At 69.9% G+C, this 19,057-nt stretch carries 19 protein-coding genes and 2 tRNA genes; 13 read left to right on the top strand and 8 right to left on the bottom strand.

Features of this window, described 5'->3' with window-relative positions:
- Positions 1-79: 79 nt before the first annotated feature.
- A complete protein-coding gene (locus J2853_RS31010) occupies positions 80-334 on the bottom strand; it encodes a hypothetical protein (protein ID WP_307564147.1) in 255 nt (84 codons plus the stop codon).
- A gap of 9 nt (positions 335-343) precedes the next feature.
- The gene (locus J2853_RS31005; protein ID WP_307564145.1) at positions 344-655 is read right to left on the bottom strand and encodes a hypothetical protein; all 312 of its coding nucleotides are present in this window, start codon (positions 653-655) and stop codon (positions 344-346) included.
- A 341-nt stretch (positions 656-996) separates the two neighbouring features.
- On the opposite strand from J2853_RS31005, the gene J2853_RS31000 reads away from it, so the two are divergent.
- The 8 genes from J2853_RS31000 (at position 997) to J2853_RS30965 (ending at position 6,078) form a co-directional block, all read left to right on the top strand.
- A tRNA-Thr gene (locus tag J2853_RS31000) sits at positions 997-1,069 on the top strand.
- A gap of 204 nt (positions 1,070-1,273) precedes the next feature.
- Positions 1,274-1,347: transfer RNA gene (locus J2853_RS30995), tRNA-Met, on the top strand.
- Between the two features lie 78 nt (positions 1,348-1,425).
- Complete coding sequence (gene rpmG / locus J2853_RS30990; RefSeq protein ID WP_030921771.1) at positions 1,426-1,590, top strand: 50S ribosomal protein L33; 165 nt, start codon at positions 1,426-1,428, stop codon at positions 1,588-1,590.
- A gap of 259 nt (positions 1,591-1,849) precedes the next feature.
- The gene (locus J2853_RS30985) at positions 1,850-2,296 is read left to right on the top strand and encodes a MaoC family dehydratase N-terminal domain-containing protein (RefSeq protein ID WP_307564134.1); all 447 of its coding nucleotides are present in this window, start codon (positions 1,850-1,852) and stop codon (positions 2,294-2,296) included.
- A gap of 1 nt (position 2,297) precedes the next feature.
- On the top strand, positions 2,298-2,726 hold the full coding sequence (locus tag J2853_RS30980) for a MaoC family dehydratase (RefSeq protein ID WP_307564132.1): 429 nt from the start codon (positions 2,298-2,300) through the stop codon (positions 2,724-2,726).
- Between the two features lie 124 nt (positions 2,727-2,850).
- Positions 2,851-4,089: a CysS/YqeB C-terminal domain-containing protein gene (locus J2853_RS30975; RefSeq protein ID WP_307564130.1), complete on the top strand. Its 1,239-nt coding sequence runs from the start codon at positions 2,851-2,853 to the stop codon at positions 4,087-4,089.
- 36 nt (positions 4,090-4,125) lie between these two features.
- Positions 4,126-5,163, top strand: a complete 1,038-nt coding sequence (locus J2853_RS30970) for a UDP-N-acetylmuramate dehydrogenase (protein ID WP_307564128.1) — start codon at positions 4,126-4,128, stop codon at positions 5,161-5,163.
- Between the two features lie 345 nt (positions 5,164-5,508).
- On the top strand, positions 5,509-6,078 hold the full coding sequence (locus J2853_RS30965) for a TMEM165/GDT1 family protein (protein ID WP_307564126.1): 570 nt from the start codon (positions 5,509-5,511) through the stop codon (positions 6,076-6,078).
- Positions 6,079-6,119: 41 nt separating this feature from the next.
- On the opposite strand, the gene J2853_RS30960 is transcribed toward J2853_RS30965, so the two are convergent.
- The 4 genes from J2853_RS30960 to J2853_RS30945 all read right to left on the bottom strand — a co-directional run bounded on the left by J2853_RS30960 (position 6,120) and on the right by J2853_RS30945 (position 10,775).
- Positions 6,120-6,749: a hypothetical protein gene (locus J2853_RS30960; RefSeq protein ID WP_307564124.1), complete on the bottom strand. Its 630-nt coding sequence runs from the start codon at positions 6,747-6,749 to the stop codon at positions 6,120-6,122.
- Positions 6,750-6,894: 145 nt separating this feature from the next.
- Positions 6,895-9,750 (bottom strand): helix-turn-helix transcriptional regulator, encoded by a 2,856-nt coding sequence (locus tag J2853_RS30955; protein ID WP_307564122.1) that lies wholly within the window; start codon positions 9,748-9,750, stop codon positions 6,895-6,897.
- A 122-nt stretch (positions 9,751-9,872) separates the two neighbouring features.
- Complete coding sequence (locus tag J2853_RS30950; protein ID WP_307564119.1) at positions 9,873-10,037, bottom strand: hypothetical protein; 165 nt, start codon at positions 10,035-10,037, stop codon at positions 9,873-9,875.
- 204 nt (positions 10,038-10,241) lie between these two features.
- Positions 10,242-10,775, bottom strand: coding sequence for a DUF4240 domain-containing protein (locus tag J2853_RS30945; protein WP_307564117.1), 534 nt, complete (start codon positions 10,773-10,775; stop codon positions 10,242-10,244).
- 442 nt (positions 10,776-11,217) lie between these two features.
- On the opposite strand from J2853_RS30945, the gene deoC reads away from it, so the two are divergent.
- The 5 genes from deoC (at position 11,218) to J2853_RS30920 (ending at position 17,112) form a co-directional block, all read left to right on the top strand.
- Positions 11,218-12,156 (top strand): deoxyribose-phosphate aldolase, encoded by a 939-nt coding sequence (gene deoC / locus J2853_RS30940; protein ID WP_307564115.1) that lies wholly within the window; start codon positions 11,218-11,220, stop codon positions 12,154-12,156.
- Between the two features lie 3 nt (positions 12,157-12,159).
- Positions 12,160-13,584: an aldehyde dehydrogenase family protein gene (locus J2853_RS30935; protein ID WP_307564113.1), complete on the top strand. Its 1,425-nt coding sequence runs from the start codon at positions 12,160-12,162 to the stop codon at positions 13,582-13,584.
- A gap of 191 nt (positions 13,585-13,775) precedes the next feature.
- Positions 13,776-14,696 carry an aldehyde dehydrogenase family protein gene (locus tag J2853_RS30930; RefSeq protein WP_307564111.1) on the top strand — a complete coding sequence of 307 codons (921 nt, stop codon included), beginning with the start codon at positions 13,776-13,778 and terminating at the stop codon, positions 14,694-14,696.
- Between the two features lie 338 nt (positions 14,697-15,034).
- Positions 15,035-15,784 carry an ABC transporter ATP-binding protein gene (locus J2853_RS30925; RefSeq protein WP_307564109.1) on the top strand — a complete coding sequence of 250 codons (750 nt, stop codon included), beginning with the start codon at positions 15,035-15,037 and terminating at the stop codon, positions 15,782-15,784.
- Positions 15,784-17,112: an ABC transporter permease gene (locus tag J2853_RS30920; RefSeq protein ID WP_307564107.1), complete on the top strand. Its 1,329-nt coding sequence runs from the start codon at positions 15,784-15,786 to the stop codon at positions 17,110-17,112. Before J2853_RS30925 ends, J2853_RS30920 begins: the two co-directional genes overlap by 1 nt.
- 116 nt (positions 17,113-17,228) lie before the next feature.
- Here the strand turns inward: J2853_RS30920 and J2853_RS30915 are convergent, their stop codons facing one another.
- Positions 17,229-18,410, bottom strand: coding sequence for a globin domain-containing protein (locus J2853_RS30915; RefSeq protein ID WP_307564105.1), 1,182 nt, complete (start codon positions 18,408-18,410; stop codon positions 17,229-17,231).
- Positions 18,411-18,482: 72 nt separating this feature from the next.
- Positions 18,483-18,911: an RrF2 family transcriptional regulator gene (locus tag J2853_RS30910; protein ID WP_307564103.1), complete on the bottom strand. Its 429-nt coding sequence runs from the start codon at positions 18,909-18,911 to the stop codon at positions 18,483-18,485.
- Positions 18,912-19,057: the final 146 nt, after the last annotated feature.

Raw genomic sequence — 19,057 nt, 5'->3', positions numbered from 1 at the left:
TCCCGTTCGGGACGGCCCGCGGCGTGCGGGCGCGCGAGGCCCCGTTCGGGACGGCCCGCGGCGAGCGGGGGCCCCTCGCCTATGACGGCAGGACGGCGTCGCGGGAGACCAGATCGCGCGCGTGCTCGATATCCGCGGCGGTGTAGTCGGGGATGCTCCGGTCGAGCTGGCTGAGGAGATCCATGAGGGCCTGCTTCTGGGCCAGGTGCCCTACGGGGACCTGATCGAGATCCACACTCATGAGCCAGTCGAACAGGACCACCGCGTCGGCGGTCCACAGGCTCAGCGCGGTCCTGTCCGTGTCGGCCATCCTCAGGCCGGGTGTTCCGCTCATGCGAGCAACCTATCGACTGAGGGCGCTCCACAGGGTGCCGAATTCCTCGGCGTTCAGGGAGTTCAGGCCGAAGTCGTCCGGATAGATCGGTCCTTCGGCGAGAAAGCCGTGTTCGTCCTCGATGTGGCCCCACGAATAGCAGCGGGCAAGGCCGTCCGAGCCCAGCTCGGCGTGCCTGACGGGCCAGTACTCCCCGCCGTCGTCGACGACGGTCTCGAACAGCCACACGTGGCCGTCGCCGTCCACTCCGTGCCAGTAGAGGTGAGGCCTGTCGCTCTCGTCCAGCGCCCGGATGGCCTCTCTGCGGCGGTCCTGCAGCATCGTGCTCCTTGAAGATCGATCCAATGCCGGCCGAATGCCGGCCGGGGGCGCGTGGGCCGCCCCTGTCGCGTCGCGCGTTCCCGGTCCGCCTCGGGGGGAGATCAACGCTCGTACGGTGAACGCGCGCCCTCCGACGGCCGGGCCGGCCGCCGCGGACGGCGTCCGGTCTCTGCCGATCGTTTCATCGTTGGCCCGTGGAGGAGACGGCTCGGGACGGGCTCGCCCGAGGGCCTTCATGTGGCGGACATGCGGTGATCCAGATGGCCCTCGATTGATTTCGCATCGTGCTCCAGAGCCGTGTATGGTTACACCTGTCCGCAAGGCGCAAGCGAAGCGGACAGGCCCCCTTAGCTCAGTCGGCAGAGCGTCTCCATGGTAAGGAGAAGGTCTACGGTTCGATTCCGTAAGGGGGCTCAAAGCCTAAAGGCCCTGACCATCCGGTTGGGGCCTTTGGTTTGGGTGAACACAAGTGGTCATCCAGAAAATTCTCCAGGTTCCCGGTGCATGAGCGGGCATACTGGGGAAAACTCAGAAGCGACGGCCCTGACCTGCACAAGTACGCAGGCACTCAACGGGTCGGGTATCCTTGCGGGGTCGGTCGATTTCGTCGGCCCCAAAGGCGGAGTAGCTCAGCCAGGCAGAGCAAACGGCTCATAATCGTTGTGTCGCCGGTTCAAGTCCGGCCTCCGCTACTACCCTCCCGGGTCCCCTCTAACAAAGGGCTCCGGCGTGGGTTGTCCACTGTCCCGAACGTAGAAAGGCACTCCCAAGTGGCTGCCACCGACGTTAGGCCCAAGATCACGCTGGCCTGCCAGGAGTGCAAGCACCGCAACTACATCACGCGGAAGAACCGGCGCAATGACCCGGATCGGCTTGAGCTGAAGAAGTACTGCCCTAACTGCAAGACGCACCAGGCGCACCGCGAGACCCGCTAGGTCTCTGCGAAGCCTCCCGCGTCCCCGCGGGAGACGGGTTCTTCAGTAACACTCATAAACTCAACGTAGACCGGCGTTCTCATTGAGGGCGCCGGTTTGTCGTATCCGCACAGCATTCCCGCCCGAGTGTTGACCATGGCCGGTAACGGGCGCCCGCGCGGTCCGGGTTACGGTTTCCTGGTGGCACTCCGGGAGTGTCATCCCGAATATCATTCTGTTACTGTCGGCCTCACCAGCTCGGTATCCGCAAAGGAGCACGATGGCTCTGAATCGTGATTTTGTCGGGCGGACGTCCGCGCCTTCCTCGCCCTACGAGGTCAGTCGCGTGAAGATCAAAGAGTTCGCGACGGCGATCGGCGACAACAACCCGATCTACCGGGACAAGGAGGCCGCCCAGGCCGCCGGTCACCCGGATGTGATCGCGCCGCCCACCTTCCCCATCGCCATCAGCCAGGACGCCGGCTCGCTTCTGGCCGATCCCGAACTCGGCCTGAACTTCGCCATGGTGGTCCACGGCGAGCAGCGCTTCGAGTACCGCCGGCCGATCCACGCCGGTGACGTGCTGGTCGGCGTCACGACCGTGACCGACATCCGCAGCGTCGGCCGCAACGAGTTCATCACCGTGAAGAGCGATGTCTCGACCGTCGAGGGCGAGCTCGTCTGTACGGCCTACAACACCATCGTCGAGCGTGGAGGGGCGGGCTGACATGGCCGCGACAGTCAGATACGACGAGGTGGAGACCGGCGAGCAGATCCCGGCCGTCGACTATCCGGTACGCCGTACGAACCTGGTGATGTACGCCGGAGCCTCCGGCGACTTCAACCCCATCCACTGGAACGAGCGCTTCGCCAAGACCGTCGGCCTGCCCGACGTCATCGCGCACGGCATGTTCACCATGGCCCAGGGCGGCCGGTTCGTCACCGACTGGGCCGGTGACCCGGGTGCGGTCGTCGACTACGGCGTCCGGTTCTCCTCCATGGTGGTCGTCCCGGACGACGATCAGGGCACGGTCATCACCGTGAGCGGGATCATCGAGGAGAAGCTCGAGGACAAGCGCGTGGTGGTCGCGCTGACCGCCAAGGCCAACGGCTCCCGGGTGCTCTCCAGGGCCCGCGCGGTGGTCCAGCTTTCGTAGGCGGCGCTTCGGGCCCCTGCCCGCGCGGTGGTCCGGCCGCCGTGGACCGACCCGGCGGCGGTCGTGGGCACGGCCCGCGGGCCGGAGACCGAATCTTCTCCCGGTCCGTGGGTAGCGTCCGTACATGAACGAAGTACCACCGTACGTGAAGGATCTCGCCGAGCAGCGGGCCGATGCGCGAGCCGAGCGCGACCACGCCACGGCCGACGCCCTCCGAGACGAGATCGAAGCCGAGGGCTGGCTCGTCCGCGACACGGCGGACGGGTTCGAGCTCATTCCCCGACCGCCCTTCGAGGTGTGGCCCACGGTGGGCTCCGTGCCCGAAACGGGCGGCAGGGCGACAGGGCGGGCCGGTGAGGCCGGCGAGGAGGCGACGAGAACGCCGAAGGCGCCGGACCGGGACGTCTCCGCCGACTCCGGCAAGATCGCCGAGGCCGCCGATCCCGCCCGCAGACCCGAACGGCTCGGCGACCAGGAGGCCGGCCGGGTCGCCGAGACCCAGGCCGCCCCCGAGCAGCAACCCGAGGGCTCCGAGCTCGTCGGGCGGTCGGACGAGCTCGGCGGCGACGCCGAGCGGATGGTCTCCTCCCAGTTGCTGTGGGACGCGAGTCTGTCGGTGTCCCGGCTCGACGAGTCGATCACTCCTCCGGCCGAGGTCGCGGAGGCGGAGGCCGCGCCACCGACCGTGACGGTCGGGCTCGTGGTCGACGGCTGGCCGGACGATCTCCGGGAGTGCGTGCGCGCCCTGGTCGCCCGCACCGAGGTCAAGATCCTCGCTCTGGACCTGGGAAACATGGACGGCGCGGGGACGGTTCTGAACGAGCTGGTCCAGGAGTTCCCCCGCCGGGTGGAGGCCTGGCACGTGGCCGAGACGCCGCACTGGCGGGGAGGCACGGCAGGGTGGGGCGAGAGCCGTACCAAGCTGCTGAGACTCGACACGGCGGACGTGCACGTCGTGATGGAGACCTCCACGATCCTGGACGGAGACGCGATCACCCCGCTGGTCGGGGAGTTGAAGGACGACGTGACCGGGGCGGGATGGAGGGGTGTGAACCCCCGTGAGGGAGGTCACGAATGGGTGGACGCGGCTCCCGGTGAGGTCCGCGGGCTGCTCGGCCACCTGTTCGCGGTCAGGCGCGAGGCCGCGCTCGCCGCGGGCGGCTTCCCCGCCGACGCCCGGTACTACCGCAACGCCGACCTGGAGTTCTCTCTCACGCTCCCCGGCACTCTCGTCGCCCTGGGCAAGGATCTCCCCGTCCACCAGGAACGGCACCGCGGCTACCACGACGTCGATCCCGGCTACCGGGACAGGGAGTCACGCCGGACCTACGACCGCGTCCTGGGGCTGCTCCGCGCCCCCTAGGCTGGTCGCGGAGGCGGGCGAGCTGTGGGGAAGCGCATGACTGAGCGGTTGGCAGGGGTACGGCTGGCGCCGTACACGACATTGGGGCTGGGCGGACCGGCGAGGGCGTTCGCGACGGCCGGATCGGCCGAGGAGATCGTCGAGCTGGTGGCCTCGGCGGACCGGGCGGGCGAGCCGGTGCTCGTGCTCGGCGGCGGCAGCAACCTGGTCGTCTCCGACGAGGGGTTCGACGGGCTGGTCGTGAGCGTCGCCTCGCGGGGCGTCGAGGTCGACGGCGACCGGATCACCGTGCAGGCGGGGGAAGACTGGGACACGCTGGTGGCCCGGGCGGTGGCGGAGGGCCGGCCGGGGATCGAGTGCCTGTCGGGGATCCCGGGGCGGGTCGGGGCCACGCCGATCCAGAACGTCGGGGCCTACGGGCAGGACGTGTCGCAGACGATCGCCGGGGTCCGGGTCTACGACCGCCGGACCGGCGAGCTGGGCGACCTGAGCGCGCGGGAGTGCGGGTTCGCCTACCGGCACAGCGTGTTCAAGGAGGATCCCGGGCGATACGTCGTGCTGGCGGTCACCTACGAGCTTCTCAAGGATGAGCTGTCCGGGCCGGTCACGTACAAGGAGCTGGCCGTCCGGCTCGGGGTCGCCCCGGGCGATCGGGCGCCGCTGGCGGAGGTCCGCGCGGCGGTGCTGGAACTGCGCAGGGGCAAGGGAATGGTGCTCGACGCCGACGACCCGGACTCCAGGAGCGCGGGTTCGTTCTTCACCAACCCCCTCCTCTCCGGGCCGGAGGCGGCCGAGCTGGAGCTTCGGGCCCCGGGTTTCCCCCGCTGGGACATGCCGGGCGGCTCCGTCAAGGTTCCGGCGGCCTGGCTGATCGAGAACGCGGGATTCCCGAAGGGCTACCGGCGAGGCCCGGCCCGCATCTCCACCAAGCACACCCTTGCCATGACAAATCCGGAAATGTCGGCAACGGCGACCGAGCTCCTCGACCTGGCCCGCGAGGTCCGCGACGGCGTGCGAGAGAAGTTCGGCGTCACCCTCGTCAACGAACCCGTGCTGGTCGGCGCCCGCCTGTAGATCCCCGCCCGCCTTCGGATCCACTCGCCCTCAGGTCCCCGCCCGTCTCCGGAGCCCCGTCCGGTGGTGATCGTCGGTGACGAGATCCTCGCGCGCGGGAATCGTCGAGGCGATCGGACTGTTAGGGTCACGTAGAGAAACACCCGAAGGGGAGTAGTCCCAATCGCGTGATCGACATACTGGCGCCCTGCGGCGCCCGGTCACGCGGGCCTCGGATTCGATGAGAGTCCAGGCGGACGAGACCTTCGGCCTGGTTGGCATACACCAATGCTGCCGGGCCGAAGCCGTGCCCGACTCCCCGGGTGCACCCTTCCGGCCCGGTCGCGCGCGCGGAAGGGCATCTTGTTGGAAGCGTTCTGGATCAGTCTTGCCGTGATCTTCGTTGCCGAGCTCGGCGACAAGAGTCAGCTCATGGCGATGACCTTCGCAACCAGGTTCAAGCCGTGGCCGGTCCTGGCCGGGATCACGATCGCCACCGCGATCGTCCACCTGGCCAGTGTCGCCATGGGTGGCCTGCTCGGCGATTTCCTTCCCACCACGGCCATCACGATCATCGCGGGCATCGCGTTCCTCGGCTTCGCCGTATGGACGCTGCGTGGAGACGAGTTGACCGACGAGGAGTCGGAGAAGGCGAATCGCACGACCCGATCGGCGATCATCGCCGTGGGCGTCGCCTTCTTCCTCGCCGAGCTCGGTGACAAGACCATGCTCGCCACCATCACCCTGGCCACCCAGCACGGCTGGCTCGGCACCTGGATCGGTTCGACGGTCGGCATGGTCGCCGCCGACGCGCTGGCCATCGTGGTCGGCCGGATGCTGGGCAAGCACCTGCCCGAGAAGGTCATCCGGTACGGCGCCGCCGCCGCGTTCGCCGTCTTCGGGATCATCCTCCTGGTCGAGCCCCTGGTCGTCTGACCAGGCCGGCCGTTCCTCTGTCCTTCCGCGCCCCGGGCCGATCAGGGCCAGTACGGCTGCGCGCGTCCGGCGGCGGCGACGATCGGTGCGCCGTCGATCTCGACGAACGTCAGCGGCACGTCCAAGGCGGGCCACTCGACCACGAACTCGAACGGCTCGGGCGGTGGAAGGGGCCAGAGCCACAGACTCCGGCTGCTGGAGACGAAGTGGTCACCCCCGCTTCCGCTGCCTCCGCCGCCGTACTGGAGGAGCGGACCTTCCGGACGCGGAGGGGGCCATTCGCCCCGGTGCTGCCTGCCGTCGACGGTTGTCGCCTTGCCGCCGTCGGGGAAGCGGACGCCGAAGCGAAGGACCTCGTCGTCGAGAGACTGCCCGGGGCGGGCCCCGTGGCGATGAGGTCCCCCGTAAAACAGTTCGCGCCGGTCCCACCACGTATCCGCGTTCACTCCCTCGACGCGACGGGCCGCCATCCGGAGGTAGAGCTTCGTGCCCTCGGGAAAGGCGACGGCGCTGGTGAGCGCGATGACCAGCGCTTCGGTGTGGAACAGCATCCGCTCGATGGGGACGGTGCCGCCCAGCATGCGATCCGGGGGGCCGACCCAGGGGGGAAGCACTCTCTCCTCGACCGGCTCCGGCTCGGGGGGCGGCGGCGGTGCGGTGAAGAAGTCCATGCGATCAAGCTACGTAATCACGATGGCCGATGCACGGGATATTCGGGACATCAGTCTCCCGTGCCAGCCGCGGGCCCGCAGGCCGCATCGGGGCGGTGAGGCGGTGCCCGAGGCGTGGTTCGGCGACGCGCCGAGGAGCTGGAGGTCAGCCGATCAGGGCGAGGCGGTGGGCCGCCGCGGCGGCCTCGCCGCGGGTGGCGACGCCCAGCTTGCCCAGGATGTTCGAGACGTGGACGCTCACGGTCTTGGCGGAGATGAACAGCTCGGCGGCGATGTCGCGATTCGACCCTCCTCGGGCGACCAGCCGGAGCACCTCCCGCTCGCGCGGGGTCAGCAGGGTTTCCGCGGCCGGGGCCTCCTCGGTGAGTGAGACCCCGACCCGGCGGGCCAGAGACTCGATCTCGGTGACCAGCGGCCGGGCCGACAGCGCGAGGGCGATCGGATGGGCCGTTCGCAGCCGCGCTCCGGCGCGGTCTCGATCACCCGCGCCGGCCGCCGCCCGCCCCGCGTGGAGCAGCGACTTGGCGCGGAGGAGGGGGCGGCCCAGCCGTTCCCAGGCGGCCGCCGCGGCGTCGTGGTCACGGGCGAGCCCGAGCCGGTAGGCCTCGGCGACCGGGCTGTCCACGGTCATCGTGGGCCAGGTCTCGTCGATCTGGGCGCGCAACGCCGCCGTCCGCTCGGGGGCGACCGCCTCGACCGTCTCGCAGACCCCCGCCAGCAGGCCCAGCATCCGCCACCCCAGCATGGGCTTACTCATGATCCGAGCCTCGCGCGCGACCTGCTCGGCCACCTCCAACGCGGCCAGCGGCTCGCCGCTGAGCAGGTGAAGACCTATTTTGAGCCGGGCGTTGGCCGTCAGCTCCTGGGTGAAGGTCTCCTTGAGGCTGAAGGCGTCCACCTCGGTCAGGACGGACCTGAGCAGGTCGATCTCGCCCCGGGCGAGCGCGACGTCCGCACGGGCACGTCGCAGGTGATGCCGGTGACGCAGAACCGGATCCATGGCGAGAGCCGCCTCCACCGCCTCGGCCGCCTCCTCGAACCTGCCCAGCGCCTCCAGCGCCTCGGCCCGGTTGTTGACGACGAACGTGCCCGAGACGCGGTGGCGGCCGTACTTCCTGGCCAGCCGCTCCCCTTCGATCGCCAGCTCGACCGCCTCGGCCGAGCGGCCCATGTTGTTGAGCGCGTCCACGTTGTTGGCGAGGGCACGGAGAACGATGCGGCCGGAGCCGACGCGTTCGCCGATCGTCTGGGCGGTGGTGTTGAGGGCGATCGTGATGTCGAGGCGTCCGGCGATCGAATGGCCTATGGCGAGGTTGAGCAGCAGGTCGGCCTCAAGGGGGTCGTCACCGTGCTCGCGGGCGATCCGCAGCGCCTCCTCGGTGAGCGCGGTCCCCTCGGCTATCTCGCCGCTGAACATCAGGAACGCGCCCAGCTTGGACAGCACCTGGGCACGCTCCGGCCCGGGCTCGGGGACCAGCCGCTCGGCGTAGCGGAGGTCGTCGAGTGCCCCGGGCCTCCGCTTGGACTGTTTGAACAGCGACAGCCGTACGAACAGCTCGGCCACCCGCTCGGGCTCGGCCTCCTCGTCCAGCTCGGCCAGCGCGGCCTTGACGAACTTCATGCCGCGGTCGATCTCGCCGCAGGCGTTGGCCGCCTCCGAAGCCTGCTCCAGGACCGTGGTGTGGTCCACGCCGATCCGCGCCGAGGCGTCGGGGACCTTGCCCCACAGGGTGAGCACCCGCTCCAGGAGCTGCATCTTCTCGTTGTAGGCGAAGGTCTTGGCGGCCTTGCCCGCGGCCTCCCACGCGGAGACGAGGGCCCACAGGTCGTCGCGGGCGGAGTACCAGTGGTGGGCGATCTCTATCGCGGCGCGGCCGTGCGGGACCAGCGTGCGGTCCCTGCTGATCTCCTCGGCGTAGCGGGCGTGCAGCCGCGCGTGCTCGCCGGGCAGGAGCTCGTCGTGTACGGCCTCACGGATCAGCGAGTGCCGGAAGACGTAGGCGTCGCCGTCGGCGACCTGCAACACGTTGGCCGCGACGGCGGTCCGCAGCGCGGCCTCCAGGTCGACGTCGGACAGACCGCTGACCGCGGCCAGCAGGCCGTGGCTCGTCCGGAGCCCGCCGGCCGCCGCGATGCGCAGCACCCGCTGGGTCTCCTCGGAGAGCTGCTCGACGGAACCGATGATCAGGTCGTGCAGGGAGTCGGGGAAGGTGCAGTCGCCGCCGCACTCCATCAGCGCCTCGACGAACAGCGGAATGCCCTCGCTGCGCTGGAAGACCCTGTCGACCTGGGCGAACTCGGGAGCGGCTCCGAGGATGCCGGCCATCTGGGCGGCCACCTCCGTCTGGGTGAGCCGGGGCAGGTCCATCCGGAGGACCCCGTCCAGCCTGCCGAGCTCGGCCAGCACCGGACGGAGGGGGTGCTGGCGGTGCAGGTCGTCGGAGCGGTAGGTGAGGATCATCAGGACCGGCGCGGTGCGCAGGTTCCGGCTGAGGAAGGCGATCAGGTCACGGCTGGACCGGTCGGCCCAGTGGATGTCCTCGATGATCAGTATCACCGGGCGGCGTTCGGCCAGTCGTTCCAGCAGGGTGAGGATCTGCTCGAAGAGCCGGGCGCGGGCGGTGTCGCCCTCCAGGTCGCCGCTCGGCTTGCCGAACTCGGGCAGCAGCCGGGCCAGGTCGCGCGCTCCGCCCTCGGGCAGCAGTGCCGCGACCTCTTCCGCGCTGGACTCACGGACGAGCTGGCGGATCGCCGCGGTGAACGGCGCGTAGGCGAGACCTTCCGTGGACAGCTCCACGCAGCCGCCGATGAGCACGTGCGCGCCGTCGTCCGCGACACGCTCGGCGAAGCACCCGATCAGACGGGACTTGCCGACCCCCGCCTCGCCGCCGAGCAGCACGGTCGTCGCGGCTCCCCCGCGAGCCTGCCCGAAAGCCTCGGCCAGGTCCGTGAGCTCGGCCTTCCGTCCTACGAAGACGGGACTTACCGCCCGACCCATCATGTCTGCCAGCATGTCATGCCCTATGGGTGGTCTTCTTCTGGTTTATCGTTCGGCGAAACCGGATCAAGGGGGCTGAGAGGCCCGGCCGCGCGGGAGGAGGCGGCCGGGCTCTCGTGCGACGGTCATGCCGGGATGATTTTGCCGAAGAGGCTCCGACGGCGCTTGGCCTTCGGGCGCTCCTCCCTTTCGGCATCCCGCGCCTCGCGGACGAGGCGGTAGGCGTCTGCCTCCGCGAGAAGCTCATCGAGGCGGTGGGCGATCATCTGCGAGTGGAACTCGGGAATCATTTCTGGGTTCTCCTTGAGCGTGTGACCAGGTGGTGCGATTTCCTTACACACTCAAGATTCGTCCTAAGGCCCCTGCCCTCACATCGGGCGGATGCCCTATATCCGGACGACCTTCGCCTAGGAACTGCCTAAGACATCCCGGTTCGCCGCCTTACTGGTCCTGAAAGGATGGTCCAGGCCGTGCACGAGCGTCGCGGGCGCGGGTCAGGAAGGCCAGCCGGCCGGGTTCGAACACGACTCGCGGGAGATTCCCGATCCGGTGTCCGGGAAGTCTCCGTAGCGCTTGTTGTGCAGGTGGGCGAAGAAGTAGCACATCCCCTCGCACTCGGCGTCCGGCACCGCCTTCTTCGGATCCTCGGCCACCGCGGCGTAGAAGTCGCGGCCCATCGCGACGATGAAGCCGCGTGCGTAGAGGAAGCCGTCATCGGAACCGTCGGTGACCGCTTGGACATCCGCGCGGTCGATGTCGTAGAGCTTGGCCTCGACCACCCGGTCGAGATCCGTCAGCTCGTCCGCCGACAGCCCCTCGCCGATGGAGCCCAGATTGCTCAGGAACTCCTTCAGCGCGGCTTCGACCACGGCGAGCGGCGGCTTGCCGTGAAGGTCCTCGCCGGGGCCGGGCGTCCCATGCGTCAGCGCCCTTCGTGCCTGATCGACCTCCACTCCCAGCGGAGCCCAGGCCGCCTCCACCACGTCCCAGAGACGTTCCTCGTGCTCCACCGGGAATCGCTGAACCATCACGTTCGTCGCCACCTCTCATGACCGACCTGTGCGCTGTGCCGATCACAGAACCAGGCGGCACCGACAGATACCTTCCGTCCGGGCGACGACCGGCCGATATCGGTGGGGAGAGCACGAGAACGGGTTGAGGGCGCGGAGCCACTGCCGGGCGTCTTCCGGAGCCGCTCCCGCCGGCGGTCGGCCTCGGCGGCTTCGGGAAGGTTCCAGGCGCCCGCCGACCGTCGGTTTCGTGCCCGGACGCGGGGTTCCTCGCGTCCGGACGCGGCGCGAACGAAGATTTTTCGCGGTTGGACGCGGGGAGCGCGGAGGCGCCGGGTGCGGCGGCCTGCCCGGTCCCGCCGTCGAACCCGGCGAATGTTGACGAAAACGAGTGATGGGGCTGGGCAGGGTCCAGTTTGGAACTAATCACACCAGTCGGCATGCTGGGGTGGTGTCAACTATGACTACTTCGCTCGCCGACGTGGCTTCGTCCAACGTCACGCTGCGGAGCTTCCTGCAGGGCCTGCCCGGTGTGGACCGCGTGGGCGCCGACCAGCGGGCCGCGATGCTCGGAACCCGATCGATCAAAACAACCGCCAAGGCGGAGGCCATCGACCTGGCCATCCGCATGGTGGACCTGACGACCCTTGAGGGAGCCGACACTCCGGGCAAGGTTCGCGCGATGTGCGCCAAGGCCGTCCACCCCGACCCGGGCGACCCCTCCGTGCCGAAGGTGGCCGCGGTGTGCGTCTACCCCGACCTGGTGGCCCAGGCGGTGGACGCCCTGAAGGGGTCCGGCGTCAAGGTGGCCAGCGTCGCGACGTCCTTCCCCAGCGGACGCTCCTCCCTCGACATCAAGACCACCGAGACCGCGCTCGCGGTGGCGGCCGGGGCCGACGAGATCGACATGGTCATCGACCGGGGCGCGTTCCTCGCGGGCGACTACATGAAGGTCTTCGAGGAGATCGTCGCGATCAAGGCCGCGTGCGGCGACGCGCACCTGAAGGTGATCCTGGAGACCGGCGAACTCTCCACCTACGACAACGTACGGCGTGCGTCCTGGCTGGCCATGCTGGCCGGGGGCGACTTCATCAAGACCTCCACGGGCAAGGTCCAGCCCGCCGCGACCCTCCCGGTGACGCTGATCATGCTGGAGGCGGTCCGTGACTTCCTCGCGACGACGGGCCGCAAGGTCGGGGTGAAGCCCGCGGGCGGCATCCGGACCACCAAGGACGCCGTCAAGATGCTCGTCCTGGTCAACGAGACGGCCGGTGAGGGCTGGCTGAGCCCCGACTGGTTCCGCCTCGGCGCGTCCTCCCTGCTCAACGACCTGCTGATGCAGCGCCAGAAGATGGCCACCGGCAGGTACGCGGGCCCCGACTACTTCACCCTGGACTGAGCGATGTTCGAATACGCACCGGCCCCCGAGTCCCGCGACGTCGTCGACATCCAGCCGTCCTACGGTCTGTTCATCGACGGCGAGTTCGCCGACGGGACGGGAAAATCCTTCAAGACGATCAACCCCGCCTCCGAGGAGGTCCTGGCCGAGGTGGCCACGGCGTCCGAGGAGGACGTGGACCGCGCCGTCCAGGCCGCGCGCAAGGCGTTCGGCACCTGGTCGGCGATGCCCGGTTCCGAGCGGGCCAAATACCTGTTCCGGATCGCGCGCATCATCCAGGAGCGCTCGCGCGAGCTGGCCGTGCTGGAGTCCCTGGACAACGGCAAGCCCATCCGCGAGTCCCGTGACGTGGACCTCCCCCTGGTGGCGGCGCACTTCTTCTACTACGCGGGCTGGGCGGACAAGCTCGGATACGCCGGATACGGCGCCGACCCGCGTCCGCTCGGCGTGGCCGGTCAGGTCATCCCCTGGAACTTCCCGCTGCTCATGCTCGCGTGGAAGATCGCTCCCGCGCTGGCCTGCGGGAACACGGTCGTCCTCAAGCCGGCCGAGACCACCCCGCTGACCGCGCTGCTGTTCGCGGAGATCTGCCGGCAGGCCGACCTCCCGCCCGGCGTGGTCAACATCGTGACCGGCGCGGGTGAGACCGGCGCGGCCCTGGTGAACCACCCCGACGTCAACAAGGTCGCCTTCACCGGCTCCACCGAGGTCGGCCGCCAGATCGCCCGGTCGGTCGCGGGGTCGGGCAAGAAGGTCACCCTGGAGCTCGGCGGCAAGGCCGCCAACATCGTCTTCGAGGACGCCGCGCTCGACCAGGCCGTCGAGGGCATCGTCAACGGGATCTTCTTCAACCAGGGCCACGTCTGCTGCGCGGGTTCCCGGCTGCTGGTCCAGGAGTCGATCGCGACGGAACTGCTCGACTCCCTGAAGCGGCGGCTCGGCACGCTCCGCCTGGGCGACCCGCTGGACAAGAACACCGACATCGGCGCGATCAACTCCGCGGCCCAGCTCGCCAAGATCCGTGAGCTGTCGGACGCCGGCGAGCTGGAGGGCGCCGACCGCTGGTCCCCGGCGTGCTCGCTGCCCGACAAGGGCTTCTGGTTCCCGCCGACCATCTTCACCGGCGTCGCGCAGTCGCACCGGATCGCCCGGGAGGAGGTCTTCGGCCCGGTCCTGTCCGTGCTGACCTTCCGTACCCCGGACGAGGCCGTGGAGAAGGCCAACAACACCCCGTTCGGCCTGTCCGCGGGGGTCTGGACGGAGAAGGGCTCGCGCATCCTGTGGATGGCGAGCAAGCTCCGCGCCGGCGTCGTGTGGTCCAACACCTTCAACAGGTTCGACCCCACCTCCCCGTTCGGCGGCTACAAGGAGTCCGGATACGGGCGAGAGGGCGGGCGGCACGGGCTGGAGGCGTATCTCGATGTGTGACCATCAGGGAGCCGGCAGGGCCGGACGCCGCGCCCGCCGTGCCCAGAGCACGCGAGGCCACGACTTCGCCCGCGCCGGCCGCCCGAGGCCGCACGGCTGGTTCGCCCACCGGTGCGGGGTGAGCCGCTGCGGTCAGATCTTCGTTCCGGCACGGCTGGCAGAGCAGGAAAGCATGTGGAGAGGGCCGGGAAATGAGTAAGACGGAGAGGCCGAGCCGGGCGCGGGCCGCCGAGCACCCGGGCGGGCGCGACCAGAGTCGTGACTCCGCGCGGCTGGCCGTACGGAAGACGTACAAGCTGTACATCGGCGGGGCGTTCCCGCGTTCGGAGAGCGGAAGGTCCTACGTCGTGACCTCCTCCAAGGGCGACTTCCTGGCCAACGCGTCCAAGGCCTCCCGCAAGGACGCCCGCGACGCGGTGACCGCCGCGCGCAAGGCGTTCGGAGGCTGGTCGGGCGCGACGCCGTACAACCGGGGGCAGGTCCTCTACCGCGTCGCCGAGATGCTGGAGAGCCGCAGGGCCCAGTTCGCCGCCGAGCTGTCGGAGACCGGGACGAAGAAGGCCGGCGAGGTCGTGGACGCGGCCGTCGACCGGCTGGTCTGGTACGCGGGCTGGGCGGACAAGATCGCCGCGGTCACCGGGTCGACCAACCCGGTCGCCGGGCCGTACTTCAACGTCTCCTCGCCGGAGCCGACCGGCGTGGTCGCGGTGGTCGCCCCCGACGAGCCGCTGCTCGGGCTCGTCTCGGTGATCGCCCCGGTGATCGTCACGGGCAACACCTGCGTCGTGATCGCCAGCGAACGGGCACCCCTGCCGTCGATCACCCTGGCCGAGGTGCTGGCCACCTCCGACCTGCCCGCCGGGGTGGTCAACGTCCTCACCGGTTCGGTGAAGGAGATCGCTCCCTGGCTGGCCGCGCACATGGACGTCAACGCCCTCGACCTCACCGGGGTCGGCGACGAGAACCTGGCGATCGCGTGTGAGGAGGCGGCGGCGGAGAACCTCAAGCGCGTCTTCCGTCCCGGTAAGACCGACTGGTCCGCCGACCCCGGCACCAGGCGGCTGACGGCCTTCCTGGAGACCAAGACCGTCTGGCACCCCACCGGCGCCTGACCGTCCCACCGGCGCCGGCCGTTCGCAGGCCGGCGCCGGCCTGACCTCGTTGCCCGTACGGCTCCGCCGAGGGCGACCGGAGTCACGACGACGGGCACTCCGCCTGCGTACTACGACCCGGCCAGGGGCCGCGCGGCTGTGGCCGTCCCGTGAAGGCGATCACGGGTGTCCTCCACCCGTGTTTTCGTGGGGGCACCGATGCAGTGGAGTCGCATGGCACCGCTGAAGGTGACAGCGGTCATGTGTGTCCTCCAACCGCGTTTCCGGGGTGCGGCCAAGGGGTGAACCAGGGACATCCCCGATGGGACGCCGGGCCGGGAGGCGAGATTGTTGATCATGTGAACGATGATCAAGAATTCGCGGTCCGGCTGGACCGGGTGACCAGGACGTACGGACGCGGCTCGACAGAGGTGGCCGCGCTGCGAGAGGTCAGCGTGGCCTTTCGCCGTGGCACGTTCACCGCCGTGATGGGACCGTCGGGCTCGGGGAAGAGCACGTTGCTGCAGTGCGGCGCCGGGCTCGACCGCCCCCAGGCGGGCACGGTCTCCGTCGGGGACACCGACATCTCCCGGCTGTCGGAGGCGCAGCTGGCGGTGATGCGCCGGGATCGCATCGGCATGGTGTTCCAGGCGTTCAACCTCGTGCCCTCGCTGACCGCCCGGCAGAACGTCGTGCTGCCGACGCGCCTCGGCCGACGGCGGCCGGACGGAGCACGGGTGCAGGAGGTGCTCGACCGGGTCGGGCTGACCGGGCGGGAGAGGCACCGGCCGGCCCAGTTGTCCGGCGGGCAGCAACAGCGGGTGGCGATCGCGCGGGCGTTGCTGAGCCGGCCGGACGTGATCTTCGCGGACGAACCGACCGGCGCGCTCGACCGCAACACCGGCAGAGAGGTCCTCACCCTGCTGAGAGAGGCGGTGGACGATCACGAACAGACCGTGGTGATGGTCACCCACGACCCGGACGCCGCGATGTGGGCGGACCGGGTGCTGTTCCTGACCGACGGCCGGATCGTCGACGAGCTCGACCGTCCCTCCGCGGCACAGGTGACGGCGCGTCTGACCGGGCTCGACGAGGGGAAGCGGCGCTGATGCTCGCCGTACTGGCATGGAACAACGTGCGGCGGCAGAAGACGGCCTTCGCCGCGGCGTTCGCGGCCGTCTCGCTGGCCGTCGCGCTCGTGGGCGGCAGCGGTCTGCTGCTGGTCTCCGCGGACACGGTGCGCGAGGCGGGTCACCCCGACATGGACACGGTGGTGTCCCTGCTGGCGCTGATGGCCGTCCTCTCCGGGCTCGTCTCGATCTTCGTCGTCGCCGGGACACTGAGCTTCCACGTGATGCAGCAACGCCGGCAGTGGGGGCTGCTGCGGACCGTCGGCATGACACCAGGCCAGGTGCGCCGGGTGGTCACCGCGGAGGCGATGGTCGTCGCCGTCATGGCGACGGTGGCGGGTAGCGTGCTCGCGGTGCTCTACGGGCAGGCGCTCGCGGGGGCGCTCGTGGCGACGGGGCTGGCGCCCTCGGGGTTTCACCTGCGGGTCACCGCCGGGCCTTTCGTGTGGTCCGCCGCGGTAGGGCTGATCGTCACGATGGTCGCCGCGACGAGCGCCTCCCGCAAGGCCTCACGGGTGGCCCCGCTGGAGGTGCTGCAGGAGGTCGCGGCCCAGGCCGGACTGCTGTCCCGGAGCCGTGCGACGGTAGGCGTCCTCACCGTGGCCGGCGGCGTCGTGCTGCTCTTCCTCGCCACGGAGCACGGCGGGGAACGCGGGATGGAGCTGGCGCTCGGCGGGGCGGCGTCGCTCTGCGTGGCGGGCTCGGCGCTCGGTCCCGTCCTGTTGCGTGCGATGGCCTGGGTCATCGGAGCTCCGTTGGCCGCGCTCGATCCGGGCCCCGGCGAGCTGGCTCGGGCGGCGGTGCTGACCCAGCCTCGCCGGGCGACCTCCACGGCCTCGCCGATCATGCTGACGATCGCGCTCGCCTGCACGTTCCTGTTCGCGGTCGCGACCTCGGACGCCGCGTCCGGGATCCAGCGAACGGGGCCGGACGCCTGGGGGCTTCCGGTGCTGATCGGATCGGCGGTGCTCTACACGGTGATCTCGGTGCTGAACTCCTCGGCCATGTCGATGGGCGACCGCGCCGACGAGTTGCGTCTGCTGCGTGCGGCCGGGATCACTCCCGCGCAGCTGACCCGGGCGATCTGCTGGGAGTCGGCGATCGTGACGTGCTCGGGCGCGCTGCTGGGCACCGGCATCGCGGTCGTCTCGCTGGTGGCGCTCAGCCTGGCGGGTACGGGTGAGGCCGGATTCGTCTACTCGGTGCCGCAGTATCTGGCCGTGCTCGGGCTGTGCGCGGTGAGTGGCCTGGCGGGCAGCCTGCTCTCCACCCGCCGCGCGCGGCGCGGTCCCCTGGTGGCCGGTTGACCTCTTCGGCCGATTTCTCGGTCTCGCCTCCACCTCGGTACCGGATGGTTCTTCAGGTGGAACGGCCGTCGCGGATGCTCCGGTGATCGGCGGCCACAGCGTCGGCGTCCGTCCGGTCAGTCCCTGCCGAGCCAGAGGTCGGGGCCGAACACCTCGTAGTGGATGTCGGAGGCGGGCACTCCACGGCGGAGCAGCTGGGAGCGGACGCCGCGCATGAACGGCAGCGGTCCGCAGAGGTAGGCCACCACCCGGTCGGGGAGATCGACGCCGGCCAGGTCGACGGTGCCGACGTTGGGCGCCGGCGAGCAGGAGTACTCGCACGGTGTCTCGTACCACCGGTGCAGGGTGGCGTCGGGCAGGTCGTCGACCAGTCGCGTGAGCTCCTCCCGGTGGGCGTGGTCGGCCGGGGCGCGGTCGGCGTGGACCACGGTGACCGGGCGGGTGGAACCGGTGGCCGCGAGGTGCTCGACCATCGACAGGATGGGGGTGGCGCCGATTCCGGCCGAGGCGAGGAGCAGCGGGGTGTCACCCGGGGGAAGGGTCAGGTCGCCGAACGGCGCGGAGACCGTCAGCACATCCCCGGCCCGGACGTTCGCGTGCAGCCAGTTGGACACCTCGCCCTCCGGGGTGTCGCCGCCGCGCACCCGTTTGACGGTGATCCGCCAGTCGTCCCGCTCGGGGGCGGACGACAGGCTGTACTGCCGGATCTGCCGCGCGCCGTCGGGCAGCGTGACCGCGACGCTGATGTACTGGCCGGGCTTGAAGGACAGGGGGATCGACGGCCGCAGGGTGAAGGAGATCGCGTCCGCGCTCTGCTCTTGTCGCTGGAGCACGGTCGCCTGTGTCCAGCCCTCGACCGTGTTGCTGAGAAGTCTGGCCTCCAGGGCGATCAGCGCGTTGGCCATCAGCCAGTAGACCTCGTCCCAGGCCCGCGCGACCTCGGGGGTGACGGCGTCGCCGAGCACCTCGGCGATGGCGCCGAAGAGGTATTTGTGGACCACCACGTACTGTTCGGGGGCGATGCCGAGCGAGGCGTGCTTGTTGGCGATCCGGGAGAGCATCGTGTCCGGCCGGACCTCGGGGCGCTCCACCAGGAGTGTGGCGAAGGCGGCGATCGATCCGGCGAGGGCGCTGCGCTGCTCGCCGTTGGCCTGGTTGCCCCGGTTGAACAGGTTCCGCTGGAGATCGGGATTGTCGGCGAACATCGACTCGTAGAAACGCGCGCTGATGTCCTCGATGGCGCCGCCGACCACGGGCAACGTGGCCCGGACGATCGTGGTCGATTCCGGAGAAAGCACAGCAGCCTCCAAATTGGTAAATGATCTTCATATTAAAAGGTGTGCGTCGGCGACCGGCCGCGCGCCGGTCGGCTATCCGAGGCTCAGCAGGACCGGTCCGGTCGGCGAGGCGACCAGGTCGTCGATGGTGATCGGGTCCATCGACGCGTAGAAGGCCTGCTGGGCGTCGCGCAGCGCGCCGCGCAGGCGGCAGGCGGCCCGCAGCGGACACGGGGTCTCGCCCTCGCACACGACGACCTCCTCCTCGCCCTCCAGTTCGCGGACCAGCCAGCCCAACGACGCCGTACGGCCGAAGCCGGTCAGCTCCAGGCCGCCGCCGTGCCCCCGGCGAGCCTCCACCACCCCGAGGTGCTGAAGCCTGGCGATGGTCTTGGCGGTGTGGGTGTAGGGAACGGCCATCGCCTCGGCCACCTGCCGGGTGGTGAGGGTCGAGCCCTGCTCCATGACGGCCAGGCGCATCGTGACGCGCAGGGCCAGGTCCGTGAACTTTGTCAGTCGCACAAAGCGAGGGTATCAAATTGGATTATAAAATACCAATTAGGTAAGGCTCGAAAGAGCGAGGGCGTCCCCGCTCGCGATCGCCTCCGGGCGTCCGGGACCCCCGTTCGGGACGGCGGGAGCCGGGGCCTCCCGGCCGATCGGGACGC

Source organism: Streptosporangium lutulentum (genome assembly GCF_030811455.1).
GTDB classification, from domain to species: domain Bacteria; phylum Actinomycetota; class Actinomycetes; order Streptosporangiales; family Streptosporangiaceae; genus Streptosporangium; species Streptosporangium lutulentum.
Note: the sequence above shows the minus strand (reverse complement) of the source record. Positions and strands in the feature narration are given on the sequence as shown.

Coding starts and splice junctions, on each gene's coding strand:
- J2853_RS30960 (WP_307564124.1), bottom strand. CDS start 6,749: ATGGACTTCTTCACCGCACCGCCGCCGCCCCCCGAGCCGGAGCCGGTC.
- J2853_RS31005 (WP_307564145.1), bottom strand. CDS start 655: ATGCTGCAGGACCGCCGCAGAGAGGCCATCCGGGCGCTGGACGAGAGC.
- J2853_RS30985 (WP_307564134.1), top strand. CDS start 1,850: ATGGCTCTGAATCGTGATTTTGTCGGGCGGACGTCCGCGCCTTCCTCG.
- J2853_RS30975 (WP_307564130.1), top strand. CDS start 2,851: ATGAACGAAGTACCACCGTACGTGAAGGATCTCGCCGAGCAGCGGGCC.
- J2853_RS30950 (WP_307564119.1), bottom strand. CDS start 10,037: ATGATTCCCGAGTTCCACTCGCAGATGATCGCCCACCGCCTCGATGAG.
- J2853_RS30930 (WP_307564111.1), top strand. CDS start 13,776: ATGAGTAAGACGGAGAGGCCGAGCCGGGCGCGGGCCGCCGAGCACCCG.
- J2853_RS30980 (WP_307564132.1), top strand. CDS start 2,298: ATGGCCGCGACAGTCAGATACGACGAGGTGGAGACCGGCGAGCAGATC.
- J2853_RS30935 (WP_307564113.1), top strand. CDS start 12,160: ATGTTCGAATACGCACCGGCCCCCGAGTCCCGCGACGTCGTCGACATC.
- deoC (WP_307564115.1), top strand. CDS start 11,218: ATGACTACTTCGCTCGCCGACGTGGCTTCGTCCAACGTCACGCTGCGG.
- J2853_RS31010 (WP_307564147.1), bottom strand. CDS start 334: ATGAGCGGAACACCCGGCCTGAGGATGGCCGACACGGACAGGACCGCG.
- J2853_RS30920 (WP_307564107.1), top strand. CDS start 15,784: ATGCTCGCCGTACTGGCATGGAACAACGTGCGGCGGCAGAAGACGGCC.
- J2853_RS30970 (WP_307564128.1), top strand. CDS start 4,126: ATGACTGAGCGGTTGGCAGGGGTACGGCTGGCGCCGTACACGACATTG.
- J2853_RS30945 (WP_307564117.1), bottom strand. CDS start 10,775: ATGGTTCAGCGATTCCCGGTGGAGCACGAGGAACGTCTCTGGGACGTG.
- J2853_RS30955 (WP_307564122.1), bottom strand. CDS start 9,750: ATGATGGGTCGGGCGGTAAGTCCCGTCTTCGTAGGACGGAAGGCCGAG.